The 22319-nt window shown below is 60.8% G+C and carries 3 protein-coding genes; all 3 read right to left on the minus strand.

The features are described from left to right. Positions 1-3 precede the first annotated feature (3 nt). A complete protein-coding gene (locus tag AC6I8B_RS13325) occupies positions 4-1359 on the minus strand; it encodes a TolC family outer membrane protein (RefSeq protein WP_010248373.1) in 1356 nt (451 codons plus the stop codon). A 304-nt stretch (positions 1360-1663) separates the two neighbouring features. Beyond that, on the minus strand, positions 1664-3607 hold the full coding sequence (locus AC6I8B_RS13330; RefSeq protein WP_497817469.1) for an Ig-like domain-containing protein: 1944 nt from the start codon (positions 3605-3607) through the stop codon (positions 1664-1666). Positions 3608-3955: 348 nt separating this feature from the next. Further along, positions 3956-21961, minus strand: a complete 18006-nt coding sequence (locus tag AC6I8B_RS13335; protein WP_497817470.1) for an Ig-like domain-containing protein — start codon at positions 21959-21961, stop codon at positions 3956-3958. Between the last annotated feature and the right edge of the window lie 358 nt (positions 21962-22319).

Raw genomic sequence — 22319 nt, forward strand, 5'->3', positions numbered from 1 at the left:
TCGCTATTGCAGCGAAGGAAGGAGATCGCCGCTGCTTTGCTGGCGATCGATACCCATGATATCGAGCAGATTGTCTACCGCGGCGGCATAACGCACGGTGGCGTCCCAGCCATCGTAAAGCGCGGTGATACGTGAGCTGTCAGCCTGAAACACATCCTGTTCCACGCTAAGCAGATCGTTCAGGCTGCGCTTACTCAGGCGATATTCATCGGCGTAGACATTACGGGTATGGTCGGCGCTGGCCAGCTGCACTTCCCCGGCAGCCTGCCGCTGCTGCGCGCCAATCATGTCGGCATAGGCGGTAGAGGCGTTTTGATTGATGGCGAGCTTGGCCTGCTGAATAGCGGCCTGCGCCGCTTCACGATCGCCCTCCGCTGACTGGGTTTTCGCATTCACCAGGCCGCCCTGATAAAGCGGCGCTTCCACCTGCAGCTGCACTTCATCATCCCAGTAAGATTGACGATCGTTTTCATAGCGGGTCCGGCCCGCCTGCACTTTAATCGTCGGCCAGTGACCGGACTCTGCCTGGCGCACCCGTTCACGAGCGGCTTCCTGCTTCGACTGCGCGCTGCGCACTGCCGCGCTGCTTTCATAGGCGATTTTGTCGAGGGTGATCTGCTGCTTAAGCAGCGCCTGTGGCAGTTCAGGCAGCGTGGCGGGGACCACGCCGGTCAGCACGGTCAGTTGCGCGGTGGCGGAACGATGCTGGGCACGATATTGCTCCAGCGTGGCCTGCATGGCGGCGATGCGGGTTTCTGCCTGCAGCACGTCGGACTGGGAATTGAGGCCGGCATCGGCGCGCAGCTTCGCGATATCCCGCACGCGCTTCAGTGAGGCAATATTGGTATGCGCCGTTTCTGCCAGCGCCTGGTAACGTTTGACTTCGAGGTAGGCCTGCAGCGTATCTTCCGCCACGGTGGTCATGGAGTCGAACAGGCTGTAACGATAAGCATCCGACAGCGCGTGCTGCTCATCGATGGCGCTGCCGGTGCGGCCAAAGTCGTAGAGCAGCTGGCTGAGCGTGATGCCACCGGAGCCGTTGTTGTTCAGGCTCCCGGCGGAGTCGGTCTGATGAGAGCGTCCCGCCGCGCCCTGCAGTGAGATCTGCGGATACCAGGCGCTGCGGGCGGCATCAAGATCCCCCTCACCGATGTGGATCTGTGCCGCCGCTTCCGAGATTTTCGGATTGCGGGCAAAGGCCCGAAGAATGGCGTCGCGCAGCGTTAAGCTGGCAATCTGCTCTTCGGTGGGCGCGGCGCGCCAGTTAAATTCGGCTTTAGGTAACGGTGCGGCAAAGGCCGCGTGCACTGCAACGCCACTCAGGGCGCACAACAAAAAAGTTAATCGCGCTTTGTTCATTATCCATACCAACAGGGGTTCTTATCATCATGGTGTTTTTCCTGGTGAACAAAGCGAGCAAAAAGGGGTGCAACTCAGCGTCTGACAGATTTACTGCGTTATTTTATTTATGGTTCGCAAGCGAGACGCTAAACGACCTTTAACATTATTAGATCAGATCCCGCGCTTATTCCTGCTAAAAACAGATGAAATCGTTAATATTTCTGCTGAACGAACGAAAAGCAACCACTGAGCGAGCTCGCGCCAATCCAGACAGGCTTAACAGACCTGTCCGGAAGGCAGTGCGTTTACTAATGTGTCAGCGTCAGACCAGGGGGTGTGCCGCAGGATGCTGCAGCAGGTGGTCGGCGAGCGTATAAGGAATATCGGAGAACAGTTGACTTTCCTGCGGTGCGGCGGCGGCAGAAGATGCCTGCGCCACATGTGCGGTTTCCGCCTGCTGGGTCAGGCTGACCGTCTCCAGCAACTGGTCCACCGTCTGACCCTCCAGCGGGTTGGCACTTTCAGTATGTGATGCCACCTGCACCGCCTGGCTGGCACTGGCCAAATTACCGGCGCTGTCTTTGCCGCTGACTGTCATCTGGTACTCACCATCGTCCAGCGGTGCCAGCTGCCCGGCCAGAATGGTCAGCGCCCAGCCGCCATCGGCTTTTACACTGGCGCTGTAGTGCTGATCGCCCAGCGTTAATTCCACCAGGCTGCCCGGTTGCAGATGACTGGAGCTGCCCTGAATCAGATGCCAGCTGTTGACATCGGCAGCATCAATTTGGTTATCACCAAAAGCCGTGTCCAGGGTCAGCGTTGGCCGCTGGTGCACGGCTACGGTAAAGAGTTTATCGCTGGTCTGGGTGTCGCTGTTGCCATATTCATCCCAGCGGTGAAAGGTGGCGGCGACCGGGCCATCCGACAGCGCCAGCAGCTCGCTGGAGGTCAGTGTTACCATACCTTTGGCATCGGGCTGGTAGGTTTTATCGTTGATCTCCAGGGTGTTGGCACCTTCAACGTAGAAGCTCAGATCGTGCTGCGCCTCCTGATAGTTGAGCGTCATGTCACCGCCGATATCCATTTCGGTGTAGATCGGAATAAAACCGGTGTGGATATTCAGCTCATGCGTGACGTCGATGTAGTTTTTGGCCCCGTCGATCGACCAGGCGCGGATTTCCCCAACGTTGATAAAGGCGTGCACATCCGCTGCCGGGATCACCACCTGCCAGTGTCCATCATCGCCTATGGTGGCGGCATAATCTTTCTGGTTGGCACCCGTGATCACCAGGCGATGGCCCGGCATGACGGTGGAGAGCGTGCCGCTCAGTAGCAGGTCCTGCTGGCTTTCTGCCAGGTTTATCACATCGTCCGCAGTGATCTTATCGAAGCTAATTTTTGGCAGGCTACTCAGATGGGTGATCAGCGTCAGATCGTGATATTCGGTGGCGGTTTTTCCATTGGGATCAGTCGCCGTGACTTTCAGGCTGTAGACCCCGTCTTTCAGCGCCTGCATATCGCTTTCATGAAATGTGCCATACCACTTACCGTCATTTCCCATGCTGGCGGTGGTGGTTTGCGTACCCAGCGTCAGTTTCAGCACCGACCCCACCGGCAAGTGCGTTGCGCTGCCGCTAATCTCGACGCCATAAATGCTCTCAGCAATACTCACCGCGTTGTCACCACTGACCGTGTCCACGGTCAGGGTAGGTTTGATCGTGCGGTCGGTATAGAGACCAAAATCTACGGTGGTTGCCGTGCTTTGCCCTGCTTTATCGGTAATGGTCAGCGTCAGCGTATGATTGCCATCCGCTACGCCTTTCAGCGTATCAGCCGGCATGGAGGCGTTCCAGTAGCCCCACTTATTGACGGTGCTGTGCCAGCTTTGATCGTTGAAGGTCAGCGTTACGGTGGATCCCGCTTCTCCTTCCGCACGGCCGCGCAGATGCACCGGCTTTTGCGCTTCCCAGCCGGCGATCACGCCATCACTGGCGATCGGTTCATAGGGTCGCAGCATAGCGGGCGGCGAACTTTTCACCGCGCTGACAGCCAGTGTGCTGTCGTTGAGCGGGCTGCTATGCAGTGACTCGGTGGAGAGCGTAGTGATCGGCAGGCTCTGGCCCGGCGTGGCGAAAGGAAGGCTCAGACTTTGCGTGGCGGCTGGCGCAATGGCGGGCACAGCGCTATCGGCGACGGCAAAATCGCTCACCGCCGTCTGAAAAATGGATTCAAGCCGGGTAGTACGAAGCGTATCGCGTGATGACATAGGTAACCTCAGTTCAGAACAGAAACGCAGACAAAAACCATCGGATAAACCGATCGTTTAGTCTGACAACATGGTAGTGGGACAGCTGAAGCTGCCCGTTTCCGCTGGTCGGAACCGGTTACCCGCAGGTAACAAGGATTGATAAACAGGACGCTAATAAAAGCGCCAAATAGAGTCAGAATGCTGATTTTACGGCGTGACGCCGTTTGTTGCGCCTACCCTAATCTTTCATTCTGCTAATGAATAGTGGCGATAATCTGGAAAATGCAATTATCACGTGACTAAAACAAAAAAAAGCGGGTGCTTTCGCACCCGCTCTATTCATCTTCTGAACAGACCTTTCAGTCACTACACAACATGAACCTGCAGGTTCTGCTGCACCAGCACATCGCCCAGGGTGTTATCACTGGTCAGCGCCGAGTTGTGGTAAATCTCAAAGACTCTGCCCTCAACGGTACGCTCGCCCGTCACTTCCCAGATTCCGCCGTTGCTGTTAGCCAGTGTCACCTGGCTGCCATCTGCGCCTTTGATCAGCAAATCGTCACTCTGCTTATCCGTGATATTGAGTGCTTCATTGAGATCGAGCTTCACGGAGTTGGTTCCGGTTTTACCCAAATCGAGCACCTCAATGTGTTCGACCTTCAGGCCCAGCGCGGTGAGATCCAGACTGAGATGCTCACCATTCAGCACCAGGGTATCGGTGCCTGCGCCGCCATCAATATGGGTAAAGTTAAGGTCACTGACCGTCACGATATCCGCCCCGCTGCTGCCGGTCACTGTCGCCCCCTCAATGGTGCTGCCATCGGCCAGCGTAATCACGACGCCGCCGATGGTGTACCCCGCCTCCTCTGCCGGTGCCGCTGCCACCGCGGCGTCATTTGCCGCCGCGTTTTCACTGCTGCCGACGGGTGTCACGGTATCCGCTTCGGTGATCAGCGTGGAAGCCACCGCCACATGGGCGCTGCTCTCGTCGCTGCTGGTGCTGCTGTTATGCTGCGTCTCCGCGCTGGCGACAGTAGCGCTGTCATCCGCCACCGAGAACAGCGCAACCGATTCGTTTGCCGCCAGCGTCACCGGTAGCACGGCACCCAGTAACAGGGTATTGGTGGTCGAGTAGCTGTTACCGGCCGCGTCGGTAATCGTGACTTTCGCCAGCGTTCCCAGCGACAGCAGCAGGCCACCCACCGACAGCAGTGAAGGTGAGAAGTTAACCGCGTAACGCCCCAGCGCATCGGTCGTGGTGTTCAGCGTCGGGCCGTTGTTGCCGTTGGAGAGCAGCAGCGTAACGTTCACTTTCGAGCCCTGCGCGGCATTCAGCGATCCCCCCTGCACCACCAGACCCGCCAGTAAGGAACCGACGATGCTCAGCACCGGATCGACCCCGACCAGCGGCTGATTGTGCGACAGCGCGGTAAAGCTGCTGGTGCTGGTTGCGGTGTTGCCGCCAATATCCGCCACCGTGACGGTGAGAGGATGGCTGCCATCGGCGATCCCTTTCAGCGTCGCTGACGGCACGCTGATGCTCCATGCGCCATTCGCACCAATAGTAGTGGTGAGGATATTGCCCGCCACGTTCACCGTCACCGTGCCGCCCGCCGCGTTGGTGCTGGTTCCTCTGATGGTTTCAGTACTGTTGGCTTCCGCAATATTGAGGTAGCCATCGCCGCCAAAGAAGCTGTTGACGCTGACCGTTGGCGTGGTGTGACTGACCACACCCAGCGACGCCGAGGTGTTGCCAATGCTGCCCGCACCGTTGGTTACGCTGGCGGTGACAGTCTGCAGGCCGTCAGTAATGGCAGCAAGGTTAGCCGCCGGAACAGAGAGACTCCAGTTGCCGTTGCTGCTCACCGTGGTGCTGTAAGTCTGACCACCCAGCGTGACGCGCACGACCGATCCCTCGGCGTTGCTGGCGGTGCCGCTGATGGTCTGCGCCGTTTTGACATCCACCGCGCTCAGCGCACTGTCACCAAACAGCGAGGTAATGGCGACCACCGGCGTCGACTGACTGATGACGCTCAGCGTTCCGCTGCTGTTTGCCACGTTACCGTAGGCATCGGTGCCGGTGACCGTGACGGTTTTACTGCCGTCAGTGATAGCAACCAGATCCGCTTTCGGGACGGTAATACTCCAGTTGCCGCCGCTGACCACTTTGGTGGTGTAAGTCAGGCCATTCAGCGTGGCGCTGACGGTTGAACCGGCAGAGAGGCTGGACGTCCCGCTCAGGGTCTGGTTAGAGGCCAGATCCGCGGCGCTCAGCACACCATCGCCAAACACCGTATTCACCGACAGAGTCGGCTGGAACAGTCCCAGTGACACGCCCGCGCTGGTGCTGCTGACGTTTCCGACCGGATCGGTGACGGCCGCGCTGACGGTGAAGTTACCGTTCAGCAGCGTTGACAGAATCGCTGGCGAGACGGCGGTTGAGAAACTGCCATCCGCGTTGACCTGCGCGTTGACGATGGTGTTGCCAATTGCCAGCCTGACGCTGCTACCCGCAGCCAGCCCGGAGACCGTGCCGCTGATGGTCTGAGTCACCAGCGACTCCGCCAGGTTCAGCACGCCGTCGCCAAACAGCGGATTGAGGGTGACTTTCGGCAGGTTGTGAATACCGACCAGTGCCCCGGCCGTGGTGCTGTTGGTGTTACCCGCGCTGTCGGTGACGCTGATGCCCACGGTCAGATTGCCATCTGCAATCCCCTGCAACAGCGCTGGCGTCAGCGAGACGTTAAAGTTGCCATTGGCATCGGTCGCCGTCACCAACTGCTGTGAACCTACCGACACCACCACGCGCGATCCCGCTTCCGCGCCGCCAATCACCCCACCGATCACCTGGGTGACCAGCGAATCCGCCACGTTCAGCAGACCGTCGCCAAACAGCGGATTCACGGTGATAGTCGGCAGCAGCGTATCGACCCGGATACCGGCGCTGGTGCTGGCGGTATTGCCCGCCGCATCCGTTACCGACGCGCCCACCGTCAGGTTGCCCTGCGCCAGCGTGCCCAGAATATCTGGCGTCACTGTGGCGCTGAACGCCCCGCCCGCACCCACGGTGGCGGTCACCTGGCTGTTGCCAACCGAGAGCGTCACCACACTGCCCTGCGCGACGTTGTTCACCACCCCGCTGATCACCTGTCCGGTGGCGATATCGGCCAGGTTCAGCACCCCATCACCAAACAGTGAGGTCAGCGAGATTGATGGCGTCTGAGTAAAGATGCCGATGGATGCGCTGCTGGAGGCGACATTACCCGCCACGTCTCTGACGCTGACGCCCAGCGTCAGATTGCCATCCAGCAGAGAGGTCAGATCGCTGCCCGGCAGGCTAACGCTCCACACTCCACCCGCCTGTACCGTCGTACTGTAACTCTTGCTGCCAAAGGTGACCGTCACCTGGGAACCCACAGCCGCATTTTCTATCACGCCACTGACGAGCTGTCCGGCAGCGGCTTCCGCAATGTTCAGCAGGTTATCACCGCCAAACAGCCCGGTGAGCGCGCCAACCACCGGCACCGCATCGACAATCGCGGTGACGGTTTCACCGACGGTGCGGGTGTTGCCCGCGGCATCGGTCAGGGTGACGTCAAGCGCAAGATTGCCATCGCTTAACAGGCCCAGCACCGAAGGCGGCACCACGATGGCCCATTTACCATCCTGGCCCACTGACGCAGAGAGCGTTGTGCCGCCCAGTACCACCGATACCGTGGCACCCACACCCGCCGAGGTCGCAACCCCGGAGATAGTCTGCGCCACCGTGGTATCCAGCGCGCTGAGCGTGCCGTCGCCGAACACCGAGTCGACCACCAGCGTCAGCGCACTGTTGACCACTTTGTTGACCGTCAGCGTGGCGTCGGTCTGGTTGCCCGCACCGTCATTGACCCGCACGCCAAACACCAGCGCACCGTCAGTGAGACTCGACAGGACATCCGGCGCGAGATCGATGCTCCAGCGTCCGTCAGCACCCACCGTCGCGGTGGCGATCGGCGCGGCATCGCCCAGATAGAGACCGATGGTCTGGCCTTCTGCTCCCTGCGCGCTGCCGGTCAGCACCTGGCTTAGCACCAGGTCAGCGGCGTTGATCACGTTGTCGCCGAGGAACGCGTCGACCTGGACCAGCGGCGCGGCGGTATCCACCGTCACCGTCTGGGTGGTCGTCGTCACGTTACCGGCCGCATCCGCCAGCTGCGCGGTGATCACCGGCGAGCTGCCATCGGGAAGAGCCTGCATCGCGCTGGCAGGAACCGTTGTGGACCAGGTGCCGTTGCTCTGCACCACGGCGTTGTAGGTCTGATTATTGAAGGTCACCACTACCGTGCGACCCACTTCGCTGAGATCGGCGGTGCCACTGATGGCCTGGCTGGTGGCACTTTCATTGCCATTGACCTGGTTGTCACCGGTAAACGGATTGAGAGTCAGTGCCGGTGGCGTAAGGTCGATCAGCACGTTACCGCTGGTGGTCACAGGGGTAGTGCCATCGGTAGCATTCACCGTGATGGGGACGCTGCCGTCCGCATTGCCAAAGGCACTGACCGGCAATGCCGCCGTTGACCAGTTGCCCGACGCATCCAGCGTAGTCGCGTACTCCTGACCATTGATCGACACCGTCACTACCCCACCCGCGCCGAGGTTAGCGGAGGTGCCACTCACTACCACACCACCCGCCACATCCTGGGTGCTGATGATGTTGTCGCCCGACACCGTGCCCAGCGTAACCAGCGGCCCTGGCGGTGGGGTAAGATCTACCGTCAGCGCAACCGTGCCGTTGGCGGTATTGCCTGCCAGATCGGTCACTGCCAGCGCCAGGGTCGTCGATGGACCAAAGGTGGCCATCTGTTCTGGCGTCAGCGTTACACTCCAGTTGCCGTTGGCTGTCACTATCGCGGTGCCAAGCAGCGTGTCATTCAGCGAGATTGAGACCACTGATCCCGGCTCGGCTCCCGCTGCGGTGCCGCTGAGACTCTGCGGCTGAATGCTCTCGGCGTAGTTCAGCGCATTGTCACCGGTAAAGGCGGCAACATTAAGCACCGGTGGTGTGGTGTCGAGCACCAGCGAACTGTTAATGGTGGTGCTGTTGCCCGCCGCATCGGTTGCCGTCACGGTAACCGGATAGGTGGCATCCGGCAGCAGTGAAAGCTCCGCCGTTGTCAGTGGCACCGTCCAGTTCCCATTGGCATCCACTGTCGCAGAATAGGTTGTGCCGCCAAGCGTAAGCTGCACAGTCTGATTCGCGCCCGCCTCACCGGTGGTTCCGCTCAGCGTCACTCCCGCGGCCACATCGCCGCCATTCACATAACTGCCAAGGAATTCCGGATTGACCGCAGGCTGTGGCGCGCTGAGATCCGCGGTGAACGGCAGCTGCGCCGACGCGCTGTTGCCCGCCGCATCCACGACGTTAACCGTCAGTGATTGCGCACCGTCACCCAGTGAACTCAGGGCGTTGGCAGGAATGTTAACCGTCCAGTTACCGTTGCTCGCCACGGTGCCAGAATAGAGGCTGCCGTTGACATCCACGGTAATGCTGACCGCCTGGTTCGCCCCGACACTGCCGGTGGTGCCGGTCAGGGTCACCCCTGCCGCGGCTTCACTGATGTTCAGCAGGTTGTCGCCGCCAAATGCGCCTGGGTTGAAGGTCGGCACGGGCAGCGCCACCTCTGTCACCACGTTCTGCGCCGTCGCGTCGCTGTTACCCGCGATATCGGTCGCCGTCACGGTAATGGTGTGGGTGCCGCTGGTGAAAGTGGCTAACTGCGCTGGCGACAGGGCCAGAGACCAGCTGCCATCGGTCTGCACCGTGGCTGCCAGTGGCTGACCGTTGTTAAAGCCAGAGATCAGCACCGTTACCGTCTGTCCGGCTCCGGTAATGCCGGTTGTGCCACTAAGGATCTGTTCACCGGCCGCCTCTGCTGCGTTCAGCGCACCGTCTCCAAACGGCAGGTTCAGGGTGACATCCGGCAGCGCGTTAACGGCGACCAGTATCGTGCCGCTGGTGCTGCCGATGTTGCCGTTCGCATCGGTAACCGTCACGCTCACCGGCCAGTTGCCATCCGGCAATGACTGCAATACAGAAGGCGGCAGATCCAGCGACCAGCGCGAACCATCCGCACTGAGCGTAGCGGAATAGACCGTGCCATTAACGGCTACCGTAACCGAGGTGGCATTATCAATGTTTACCGCACCGGTCAGTGATCCGCCTGCGGCGGCCTCCTCAGCATTGATACGGCCATCAATAAATGGCGTATCCAGCGTTGGATTAGCAATCGGCGTAATCGCAGCGACGAACGTTTTGGTCGTTTCAATGCTGTTACCGGCCCGATCGGTGGTAATCAGGGTCAGCGTGTGTTCACCGGTTCCCAGGCTGGCGATGAACTCTGGGGGCAGGCTGGCAGTCCAGTTGCCATTGGCATCGACCGTCACCGACAGCGGGATATTGTCATCGCCTACCGTGACGCTCAGGGTCTGGCCCGGCACGACGGTGGAGGTGCCGGTGACCAGCTGAACGGAACCGGCTTCGCTGATATTAATGATGTTATCGCCGAACAGTGTCGTGTCGAAGGCGGCTGAAACAGGATCACTCTGCAGGATCTCAACGCCTGCGGTAACCTGCGCCGGATTACCGGCACCATCCGCGGCGCTGACCACCACCTGTGTCAGTCCATCGGCCAGGCCCGTCAGCGCGCCCGGTGCCAGGTTCAGCGTCCAGTTGCCGCTGGCATCCGTGGTGGTGCTGAAGTTCTGCCCGCCTACAGAGATGTTCACCACACTGCCTTCCGGCAGATTGGTACTGTCACCACTCAGCGTTAACGCCCCTTCCGCATCTGCCGCACTGATCAGCGCATCGCCAAACGGCGTATTCAGCGTCAGCGCTGGCAGGGTATTAAACGCTACGTCCAGTGTCGTGGTGCTATCCGTGGTGATATTGCCCGCCGCGTCGGTGACCGAAACGGTAATCGCATTGGGGCCGTCCGCCAGCTGCTGCAGGTCAGCGGTCGGAATAGTAAGTGACCAGTTACCGTCGGCATCGGCCGTGGTGGTATAGCTGACGTTATTCAGCGTCACCGTCACCGGCAATGCGCCCGTGGTGCTGCCGCTGATGGTGAGATCCTGCAGCGACTCCGCCAGGTTAAGGGTATCTCCCGCATCGACCGTGATATTCGTCAGCGCAGGCGGTGTGGTAATGAAACTAACCTCCTGAGTGGCGGTCGCCGGATTGCCTGCGACATCAGTGGCGGTCACGGTAAAGATTTGCGTGCTGCCCGGAGCCACGCTGGTAAAGGCAGCAGACGGCACATTCACCGTCCAGTTGCCGTCAGCGTCGAGCGTGGTGCTGTAGTCAGTGCCGTTAAACGACACCGTCACCAGCGTACCCGCTGCCAGCAGGGTGCTGCTGCCGCTGACCGCGACATCCGCTGTGGCCTCGGTGGCGTTAATCACATCATCGCCGGCTACCACGTTCATGGTCAGCGTCGGCTGAACCTGCTCGCTGGCCAGCACGACCAGGCTGGTGCTGGCGCTGGCCGGATTGCCAGACGTATCCGCTGAGAGCACGACCAGCAGCTGATCGCCATCCGGCAGATTACCCAGATCGGCGGCCGGAACGGTCACCGTCCAGCTGCCATCGGCTGCCACCGTGCCGCTGTACTGAATGTTATTCAGCGTCACCGTCACCAGCTGGCCTTCCGCCAGGTTGTTACTGGTGCCGCCGATGTTCAGATCCTGTAGCGACTCCGCCTGGTTAAGGAAATTATCGTCACTGATGGTCCCGATGGTCAGGGTTGGCAGGTTCAGAGTGTCAGCATCACGCGTCAGGGTCTGGGTGGCCGTGGCCGGGTTCCCCGCCGCATCGGTCATCGAGACAGCAACGGTGTAGCTGCCGTCAGCCAGCCCCTGCACGACGCTGGCTGGCAGTGTCACCTCCCAGGTGCCGTCAGAGAGCACCTGAGTGGTGTAATCGACATTCTGGAAGCTGACGGTGACCGTCTGTCCGGCATCCGCTACCGACGCACTGCCGCTGATAGCGACCGCTTCCAGCACCTCTACCGAATTGATAATGTTGTCGCCGCCGATGGCATTGACGGTCAGCACAGGCGGCGTGAGATCGACCGTAACGGCGCTGGTCAGCGAACCACTGTTACCGGCGGCATCGCTGGCATTGACCACCAGCGTAGTAACCCCCTCGCCCAGCGACTGCACCTGATCTGCTGATAAGTTCAGCGTCCAGTTACCCTGCGCATCCACCGTGGCGGAATAATCGTTCCCGCCCAGCGTCACGCTGACGGTCTGGCCGTTGCCCGCTACACCGGTGCTGCCGGTCAGCGTCTGACCGACTCCCTGTTCCGCCAGGTTCAGATAACCATCGCCAAACGGGGTGTCTATGCTGACGGCCAGCGACGCCGTTGCCACGGTGATTTCACGGGTTTCGGTTACCGGGTTACCCGCCGCATCGCTGACCGTCACGGTCAGAATGTACGCCCCGGCCGGAATACCGGCCAGCGAACCCGCAGGCAGCGTCAGATTCCACTCGCCGTTCTGGTCAACCGTGGTAGTCCAGGTCTGGTTGTTCAGCGTAATGGTGACCTGCTGTCCCGCTTCGGCATTGCTGTTACCGCTGAGAACAATCGGCGCGGTGCTTTCGGCAATATTGATACTGTTATCGCCCGCAACCGTATTCAGTGTCAGGGTCGGTGGCGTCAGATCCACCGTCACGCTGCCCTGGCTGCTGCCGGTGTTACCCGCTGCATCCTGGACTGTGACGGTATAGTTCAGGAGATCTTCCGGCAGGCCGGCCAGCGCGGAAGCCGGCACGCTGATCTGCCAGTTGCCATTGCCATCGACGGTGCCGTTGTAGGTTGCGCCATTCAGCAGCACGCTCACCGTCTGGCCGTCACCGGTTATGCCGGTGGTGCCGCTCAGGGTTTGTGCTGTGGCGATCTCGCTGCTGTTGAGCAGGCCATCGCCAAAGGCCGAGACGATCTGCGGTGCTGGCAGCGTCGCCAGCACGCTGAGCGCTGCCTCGCTGCTCAGGGTCGCCCCGCCGCTGTCCGTTGCGGTGACCGTCAGAGTGTAAGGCCCATCGGCGAGCGCCGTCAGTGCCTCAGCCGGAACGATCACTGTCCAGCGGCCGCTGGCCGAGACCTGCGCGGTGTAGCTGATGTTGTTAAACAGCAACGTGACTGTGCTGCCCTCTGTCACGTTCACCGACGTACCGGTGACGACCAGGGCCTGACCCAGCTCCTGCGCATTCAGGTAGTTATCTTCGCTGATGGCATCCATCGCCAGGCCAGAGGCGTTGCTGTTGACGTCAAAGGTGAGATTGCTGGTGGAGGTGTTGCCCGCCACATCGCTGACTGCCACGGTAAAACTGGCGCTGCCATCATTAATCGCGGCCAGCGCACCGGCTGGCACGATCAGGCTCCATGCTCCGCTCGCCTGCACGGCGGCGCTGTAGACTGTGCCGTCAACGGTGACGGTGACCAGCTGACCCGCTTCGACGTTGGTGGTGGTGCCGGAGAGACGTTGATCGGTGAGGCGCTCCGCGCCATCGACCACGTTGTTACCGGCAAAGGCATCCAGCGTCAGGGTCGGCAGTGTGCCTGGCTCCACTTTCAGCGCGAGGTCGCGGCTGGTGGTGGTGGCATTACCTGCCGCATCGCTGGCGGTCACGGTCAGCGGATAGCTGCCGTTGCCCAGCCCGGTGTAAACCGTGGCGGGCAGCTCCAGCGACCAGACGCCGTTGACGTCAGCGGTGGTGCTCAGGGTGGTGCCGTTGAAGCTGGCCACAATCAGGGCGTTAGCTTCGCTGCTGCCGGTCAGCGTCAGCGGCTGCTGACTTTCAGCGGCGTTAATGATGCCATCGGATGGCGTAATGAAGTTCAGCACCGGAGGCAGTGTATCCACCACCAGGTTGCCATCAGCCTGGCTGCTGTTGCCCGCCACATCACTGACGACCACGGTGTAGCCACTATTGCCCTGCGGCAATGCAGACAAGACATCGGCCGGAACGGCGACCTGCCAGTTGCCTGCAGCATCGACCGTGCCGCTGTAGTTGTTGCCGCCCAACGTCACGACGACGGTCTGGCCGTCGCCGGTCACGCCAGTGTTACCGGTGATCGTACCACCGGCAGCGGCTTCCTCTCCGTTCAGAATGCCATCATCAAAGGCCACGCCCGGGGTCGCCACCGGCAATGCGCTGGCGATCACCGTCAGGGTAGCGTCGCTGGTCGCCAGCGGCTGTCCGTTAGCGTCGCTGGCGGTGGCGGTGATGGTCTGCGGGCCATCTGCCGTTCCGGTAAAGGTGCCTGCCGGTAAGGTCAGGCTCCAGCTTCCATCTGCCGTCACGGTGGTGCTGACCGTGGTGCCGTTGGCCAGCACGGTGACAATGCTGCCGTCAGGCAGACCGCTGGTGCTGCCGCTGACTACAACGGCGCCACCCAATTCCTGCGCATTGAGGTAGTTGTCGTCACTGACGGGTGCCAGCGCGATCGACGGCAGGGTGTTGTCCACACTGAAGTCAAGCGGGCTGCTGGCGGTGTTACCCACGGCGTTGATGACGCTGACGTTCAGTGTCTGGTTGCCTTCTCCCAGTTCAGCCAGGGCGCCCGCAGGCAGAATAATGCTCCAGTTGCCGCTGGCCTCAACCACACCGCTGTATTCGATGCCATTCAGGGAGATGATCACCTGCTGGCCCGGTTCGACATTCGTGCTGCTGCCGCGCACCGTTATCGGCTGCAGCTGCTCCGCTGCCGTGACGATGCCGTCACCGGCGAAGGTGCTGCTGTCGATGGTCAGTACAGGTTGCACGTCCGGCGCGGTTGCCACATTCAGATCAACCACCTGGCTGCTCTGATTCCCGTTAGCACTGGTTTCCGTCACCGTCACCAGATTACTGCCTGGAGGCAGTGCCGCCAGCGCTTCAGGGGCGATCTGCAGCGTCCACTGGCCGTTAACGCCAACGGTGGTGCTGTAGAGCTGGTCATTGAGCTGGACTGTGACCACGTCACCATTCTGACCACTGCCACTTACCACCAGCGGCTCTGCCAGTTCCCCGACGTTCAGCGCGTTATCACCGCTGACCGGCGCGACGACCAGGGGAGGCGGCGTAGTCGCAACCGTCAGGGCACTGTTCTGGCTGCTGCTGTTACCGGCTGCGTCGGTGACGGTGACCACCACCGGATAGCTGCTGCCATTGGTCAGACCGGCAAGCGCCGCTGGCGGAACAGCCAGCGCCCAGTTTCCGTCACCATCAACGGTGCCGGTGTAGGTCACGCCATTCAGCGTCACACTGACGCGATCGCCTTCACTGCCTGCGCCGCTGAAACTGAACCCTGCCGCCTGCTCAGCGATGTTCAGCACGCCATCACCCGCGGGCGCAGCGATACTGAAGTCTGGTGCCGTGGTATCCACGGTAACCGACACTGGCGTAGTGGCGACGTTGCCGCTGACGGTGGTGACGGTCACGTTGAGATCGTAACGGCCATCTGGCAACTGTTGCAGATTCGCAGCAGGCACGGTGGCGGTCCAGCTGCCATCGGCGGCAACCACTGCGTCATAGGTCTGGCCATTCAGCGCAAGGCTGACGCTGCTGCCCGGCGTAACGGTGCCGCTGAGGGTCAGATCGGTGGCGGTTTCAGCCTCATTAATCGTGCCATCGGTAGCAATCGGGTTAACGGTCAGCGCCGGTACGCCGGTATCAACAATCAGCGGCTCGCTGATGCTGGTGCTGTTACCCGCTTCATCACTCACCGTCACGGTAATCGGATTGCTGCCCTGCGCAAGTGCCTGCAGTCTGTCTGCGGGTATCGTCACGCTCCATTCACCATTCGCGTCTACAGTGGCCGGATAGCTGGTACCGCCCAGGGTCACGCTGACGGCCTGGCCTGGCAGGACTGTGCCGGTCAGCGTCTGCGCTGCGCTGGCTTCATCGGTATTGAGTATGCCGTCAGTGAATGGCGTATTGATTTGCGGGTCTGCCAGCGGCGCGGTCGCTACCAGCAGCGGCAGGCTGTTCTGCACATCACCCGAAGAGACGGTAACGGTGGTCGTGCCCTGCGGCAGCGTCGCCAGATCGGCAGCCGGAACGGTCAGGGTCCACGCACCGGTTTCATCGGTCGTCGTGCTGTAGACGGTGCCGCCAGTCACCAGCGTTACGCTGATCGGGCTGTTAGCCGGCAGGTTCGCTGAACCGCCGCTGAGGATAAGATCGCTCTGCGCCTCCAGGGCATTCAGCGCATTGTCGTCACTGATTGGGGCAATCGACAGCGACGGTACGGGTGAAGTAACCACGCTGAACTGCCCTTCAGCAGGCAGCGCCGGGTTACCGGCCACATCGGTAATCGCCACGGTGAAGGTTTTATCGCCTGCGCCGCCCAGCGATCCGGCTGGCAGCGACACACTCCAGCTACCGTTCGCCTGTACTACGCCATCGTAAGACTGGCCATTGATGGTCAGCAATACCGGCTGACCTGCCGGTACGCCGGTGACGTTACCGGTGACCAGAATGTCGGTGAGCTGTTCAGCGCTGTCGACCTGATTATCGCCGGTCACGGGATTAATGGTCAGCGCCGGCGACGTTGCCGCCAGCACAGTGACGCTGGTCGGTACGGTGCTGCTGTTGCCATAAGCATCGCTGAGTACCACATCCACCGGATAGGTTGCGTCACCCAGCTGGCTGATAATCGCGGCGGGCACCGTAACACTCCACGCGCCATCAGTATCCACGGTGGCGGTGTAGGTCTCGCCATTGAAACTCACCGTGACGGTGTCGCCCTGGGCCCCCCCGCGTCCGTCGAGTGTGAGATCCTGAGTGTGTTCAGCGATATTGATATAACCATCACTGCCCGGCGTGGAGACTTCCAGCAACGGCGGTGTGGTGGCGAAAATCAGTGAACTGCTGGCTGGTGTGGTATTACCATCGGCGTCTGTCGCCACTACCGATACCGGTTGGGTACCGTTGGGCACATTTGCCAGGTCGGATGCCGGAACGGTGACACTCCAGCTGCCACCCTGCGCCACCACGGCGCTGTAGGCCACGTTATTCAGCGTGACGCGGATGATGTCGCCTTCGTCGCCGGTTCCGCTGACGATTAGCGGCTGCTGCGCGTCGCTGACGTTGATCACGCCATCATCGCTGAGATCGTTGAGCGTCAGAGCGGGCACCGCGGTAGCCACCCGCAGTTCCGTATTCTGAGTGCTGATGTTACCGGCCGGATCGGTCACGGTGACGGTCACCGGATAGGTCTGATTGGTCAGCGTGCCGAGATCGGCCACCGGGACGGATGCACTCCAGTTACTGTTTTCGTCAACAATGGCGGTGTAGGACTTACCGTTTAATTCCACCGTCACGCTGTCGCCCGGGGTGCCGGTTCCGCTGATTTGCAGCGGCGTAGTGAGTTCGTTGTTGGTCAGGACGCCATCACCGCCCGGTGCGGTAACGGTTGCAACCGGAGGCTGCGTGCTGACCGCCAGGGGCTGCGTCTGGGTGGTGGTGTTACCGCTGGCATCAGTCAGCGTAACTACCAGCGTATAGCTGCTGCCATCTGACAGGGCCTGCAGCGCCGCTGGCGGCAGATCCACCGTCCAGTTGCCCTGCCCATCTACGGTGGCGCTGTAACTCTCGTTATTCAGCGAGACAGACACCACTTCGCCCGGCAACGCACCTGAACCGCTGACCGGCAGACCGGCAGCCACTTCACTGCTGTTGAGAATGCCATCGCCGCCTGCGACCTCTGCCACAATCAGATTCGGTGGCAGCGTGTCGACGCTGAAGTTGAGCGTCTCATCCACGCGGTTGCCTGCTTCATCAATCGCGGTAATGATCAGGCTGTTGGCGCCCTGTGGCAGTAAGGCGAGATCGGCGGCCGGCAGCGCCAGGCTCCAGCTGCCGTCTGCATTGACCGTGGTGCTGTAGGTTTTACCGTTAAGTTCCAGTTCAACCTGCTGGCCCGGCACGGCTTTGCCGGTGCTGCCGCCGATCAGCAGATCGCTGCCCGCTTCCAACCGGTTGAGAAGGCCATCGGTGATTGCGCTCTCCTCCAGCGTGATTTGCGGCAGCGTGGCTGCGACTACATTCAGTTGAGCGGAGTCGGTCAGCAGTGCGCCGGTGGCGTCGGTGGTGGTGACCGAAATCAGTTTTACGCCGTCGGTGATAGTGGTGAGATCGCCTGCCGGAACAGTGACGCTCCAGAAGCCATTGTCGCCGATCACCGCGCTGTAATTATTGCCGTTAAAGTTAACCTGCACCGCCTGGCCCGGGTTAACGCCTACCGCAGAACCGCTGATGATCAGATCGCTGCTCAGCTCCTGCTGATTCAGGAAACCATCAAGGCTGACAGGTTCACTAATGGAGACCACGCCAGGTTCGCCTGCCGCCGGGGCGACGTTAATATCGCGGGTGTCGGTAGCTGGGGCGCCTGCCGCCGTTTTGACGCTGACCGCGATGGTGCTGCTGCCCGCCGCCAGTGCGCTGAGCGCCGCAGAGGGGATCTGCGTGCTCCAGCTGCCATCCGCGTTGACCAGCGCAGTGTAATTTTGGCCGCCCAGGGTAATGGTGACCGTCTGGCCCGCCTCCACGTTGCTGGTGCTGCCGGACAGCGTCTGGTCCAGCGCTTTTTCGCTGTTATCCAGCAGATCGTCACCGGCAAACAGGGCGATCGTCACCGTCGGCGTACCCGGTTCCGCTGGCGCTTCCACCGCAATCACCCGATCTTCGCTGACTGTTACGCCCGCCTGATTGGTGACTGTGGCCGCGATAGTCGCGTTGCCCGCCGTCAGTGCCGCCAGCGCGCTGGCCGGGACGCTCAGGCTCCAGCTGCCATCCGCGCCGACCGTGGCGCTGTAAGTCTGGTCGCCCAGCGTAACGGTCACGACCTGACCCGCCTCGACATTGGTTGAGCTGCCGCTCAGCAGCTGATCGCTGGTTTTCTCATCGTTGCTCAGCACGTCATCCACGGCGAACTGATCGAGCGTGATAGTGGGCTGGCCCGGCTCGGTAACCGGCGGCTCAACCGTGATCGGCAGCGTGTCACTGACGGTAGTACCTGCCGCGTTGCTGACCGTGACCACCAGCGAGGCAGAACCGGCTGCCAGCGCACCGAGTGCATCGGCCGGAATGGCAATGTTCCAGCTGCCGTCGGCGCCAACCGTTCCGCTGTAGCTCTGGCCGCCCAGCGTCACCGTGACAATCTGGCCCGCCTCGACGTTGGTGGTGCTGCCGGAGACCGCCTGCGCTTCCAGCTTCTCATCGTTGCTCAGGATGTTGTCGTCAGCAAAGGCATTGAGGGTTAGCGTCGGGGTGCCTGGCCCGGTGCCCGAGGACTCCACCAGGAAGTCGCGGGTTTCAGTGATCTGAGTACCAGACTGATCTGTCACCGTCACATTCAGGGCTGCGCTATCGGCTGTCAGCGCCGCCAGCGAACTGGCAGGAATCGACACGCTCCAGCTGCCATCCGCGCCGACCGTGGCGGTAAAAGTCTCTCCGTTCAGAGTGACAGTGACCTGCTGGCCTTCACCGATATTAGTGGTGGTGCCGCTCAGCAGCTGATCGCTGGCTTTCTCGCTGTTGCTGAGGATGTCATCCCCGGCAAAGGCGTCGATGGTTACGGTGGCTTCACCCGGCTGCGTTACCGGGGCTTCGACAGTGACTGGCTGCGTTGAAGTGACTGTGTCGCCCGCTGCATTACTGACCGAGACGGTCAGTGTGGTGGTGCCTGCTGCCAGCGCATTCAGCGCGGCTGACGGCACGGCGACGCTCCAGCTGCCATCACCCTGCACGCTGGCACTGTAGGTCTGACCGCCCAGGGTGACCGTCACGATCTGCCCGGTTTCGATATTACTGGTGCTACCGCTGACAAGCTGATCGACCGCTTTTTCGTCGTTGCTCAGAAGGTTATCGCCGGCGAAATCATTCAGGGTCAGAGACGGCACGCCCGGTTCCGTTACTGGCGTCTCAACCGCGATATCGCGGATTTCGGTAGTGCTCACGCCATCGGCATTGCTGACGGTAACGCTGATGGTATTAGCTCCCGCCGGCAGATTACCCAGCGCGGCTGCCGGAACAATTACACTCCAGTTACCACTGCCATCGACGGTGCCGAGGTAAGTCTGGCCACCGAAGGTGACTGTCACCGTCTGGCCCGCTTCGATGTTGGTGGTGGAGCCGGAGAGCGTCTGGGCCGTCCCTTTTTCATCGTTGCTGAGGATGTCATCCCCGGCAAACTGACCAATGGTGACTGTGGGTTCGCCCGGCAATGTGACAGGCGCTTCCACGGTGATGGGCAGCGTGCCGGTCACGGTATCACCGGCCACATTGCTGACTGAAACCGTCAGCGTCGTTTCACCTGCCGCCAGGGCGCTCAGGGCCGCCGATGGCAAAGTAACGCTCCAGTTGCCCTGCGCATCAACGCTGCCGCTGAAAGTCTGGCCGCCCAGGGTGACGGTTACCAGCTGACCGGGTTCAACATTGCTGGTGCTGCCGGTGAGTGTCTGATCGGTGGCTTTCTCCCCATTACTCAGCACGTTGTCCCCGGCAAAATTATCCAGCGTGACGGATGGCGGGCCCGGAACGACCGGCGTATCGATGCTGATCGCGCGGTTTTCACTGGCTTCAATGCCAGCCTGGCTGGTGACGACCGCGGAAATCGCCACCGAACCGGCTGCCAGCGCATTCAGTGCCGCAGGCGAGAGCGTGACGCTCCAGTTGCCCTGCGCATCCACTACTGCGCTGTAGGTCTGATCGCCCAGCGTGATGGTGACAATCTGGCCCGCTTCCACATTGGTGGTAGTGCCGCTAAGTACCTGATCGCTGCTTTTCTCGGCATTGCTGAGAATGTCATCACCGGCAAACTGATCGATGGTGATAACGGGCGTACCCGGCTGAGTCAGTGGTGGCTCTACGTTTACGGTCAGGCTACCGCTGGCGGCGGTTCCTGCCTGGTTAGCAACGGTGGCAGTCACCGTGGTGGTGCCGGATGCCAGTGCGGTCAGCGCATCAGCAGGCACGGTAATGCTCCAGCTACCGTCGCCTGCCACGCTGCCGCTGTAGCTCTGGCCGCCCAGGGTAACCGTGACGATCTGCCCGGCTTCGACGTTGGTGGTGCTGCCGCTAAGAATCTGATCGCTGGTTTTTTCTGCGTTGCTCAGCACGTCGTCGCCGGTAAACGGGGCGATCGTCAGGGCTGGCACGCCAGGGGTGGTGTCAGGTGCCTGCACCTGGATACCCAGGCTGGCGGCAGCCGCCGTGCCCGCGGCGCTGGTCACACTGACCGAAATGGTGCTGCTGCCTGCAGCCAGCGCCGAGAGTGCGGCAGCCGGAATTGAGACGCTCCAGCTGCCATCCGCCCCCACAGTGGCGTTATAGCTCTGTCCGCCCAATGTCACACTGACCTGCTGGCCCGCTTCGACATTGCTGGTGCTGCCGGACAACGTTTGTGGCGTGGTTTTTTCGCTGTTATCCAGCAGGTTATCGCCCGCAAACGGGTTCAGGCTAATGGACGGCGCAGCCGGTGTGCCGGGATCGGCGGCCGCGACGGTAATGGGCAGGCTGCCGGTGGTCGTCGTGCCCGCCGCGTTAGTGACGCTGACGTCGATGGTGGTGGTGCCTGCGGCGAGTCCCGCCAGCGCGGCAGCAGGAATAGTGACGCTCCAGCTGCCGTCAGCACCGACGGTGGCGTTGTAGGTCTGGCCGCCCAGCGTGACAGTGACAATCTGACCCGCTTCGACATTACTGGTGGTGCCGCTCAGTACCTGATCGCTGCTTTTTTCCGCGTTATCCAGAACATCATCGCCAGCGAATGCATTGAGCGTGATAGCAGGCGTCCCCGGCGTGACCGGTGTTCCAGGATCGGTGCCACCGTCATTGCCGCCACCGTTACCCCCACCGCCGCCACCACCACCACCGCCGACGCCAACGGCCAGACCGGCTAAGCCGAGCACACCCAGACCGCCCGCCGTTATCACACCCATCGAGGTGTTGGCGTTATCTGCCAGCAGCAGCGGCTCTACGCTGTCAAGTGATTCATAGGTTGGCGTGACCGACGTGGAAGCGAGTTCAGCCCCTTCTGCGGTCTGCGGAAAGAGCGCGTGTTCCGGTGGGTTGACGCCATCATCGAACACCAGTTCGCTGTGCTGGCCATCGGCGTCGTCGAGGAAGAATTTCTGATAGCGGACAGTCTTGCCGTCGCGCATATGCAGCACCAGATCGTTACCCTGGCGCTCATACTGCGTCACCATGTCGCGGGTGCCGCTGATGCGCACGACGCTGGGCTCGGTGAGGTTAATGGATTGTGACGAACCGCTGACGGACTGCGAGATGAGTGTGCCGTTTTCGCGCGAGATAATGTCTACACGGCCTTGCGTGAGTTCTGCCATTTGTAACCTCTACTCCACCAGATTAGCTAATATACTGAATCCATAAACATAAAATTATTTTATGCTTACAGTGTTCACACATAGTTTCACCTTCTGAAGATCAGAAGATGTCTTAACCTGGTGTATGTCGAAACGGCAAAGCCAAAGCTGGTCACACGTCCCTAATCAGAGTGGCGAGTGACGCTATTATTGTTAGTTTTACTTGTACAGACTCACGCAAAATGTAACGTTTCTGACAGATTAAGTTTTAGCGTAGCCGTGTTAAAAAACAATTTCAATGTACAGATTTCATTATGGTTTAATCTTCATTACATAAGCCTCACTTGAGAAAAGGTTTTCATAAAATCCGCTTTGCCTT

This window comes from Pantoea sp. X-Soil-ISGK-285 (assembly GCF_059730815.1).

What these genes read in the sequence shown, in the direction of transcription:
- AC6I8B_RS13325 (WP_010248373.1), bottom strand. Translation starts at nt 1,359, where the DNA reads ATGAACAAAGCGCGATTAACTTTTTTGTTGTGCGCCCTGAGTGGCGTT.
- AC6I8B_RS13330 (WP_497817469.1), bottom strand. Translation starts at nt 3,607, where the DNA reads ATGTCATCACGCGATACGCTTCGTACTACCCGGCTTGAATCCATTTTT.
- AC6I8B_RS13335 (WP_497817470.1), bottom strand. Translation starts at nt 21,961, where the DNA reads ATGGCAGAACTCACGCAAGGCCGTGTAGACATTATCTCGCGCGAAAAC.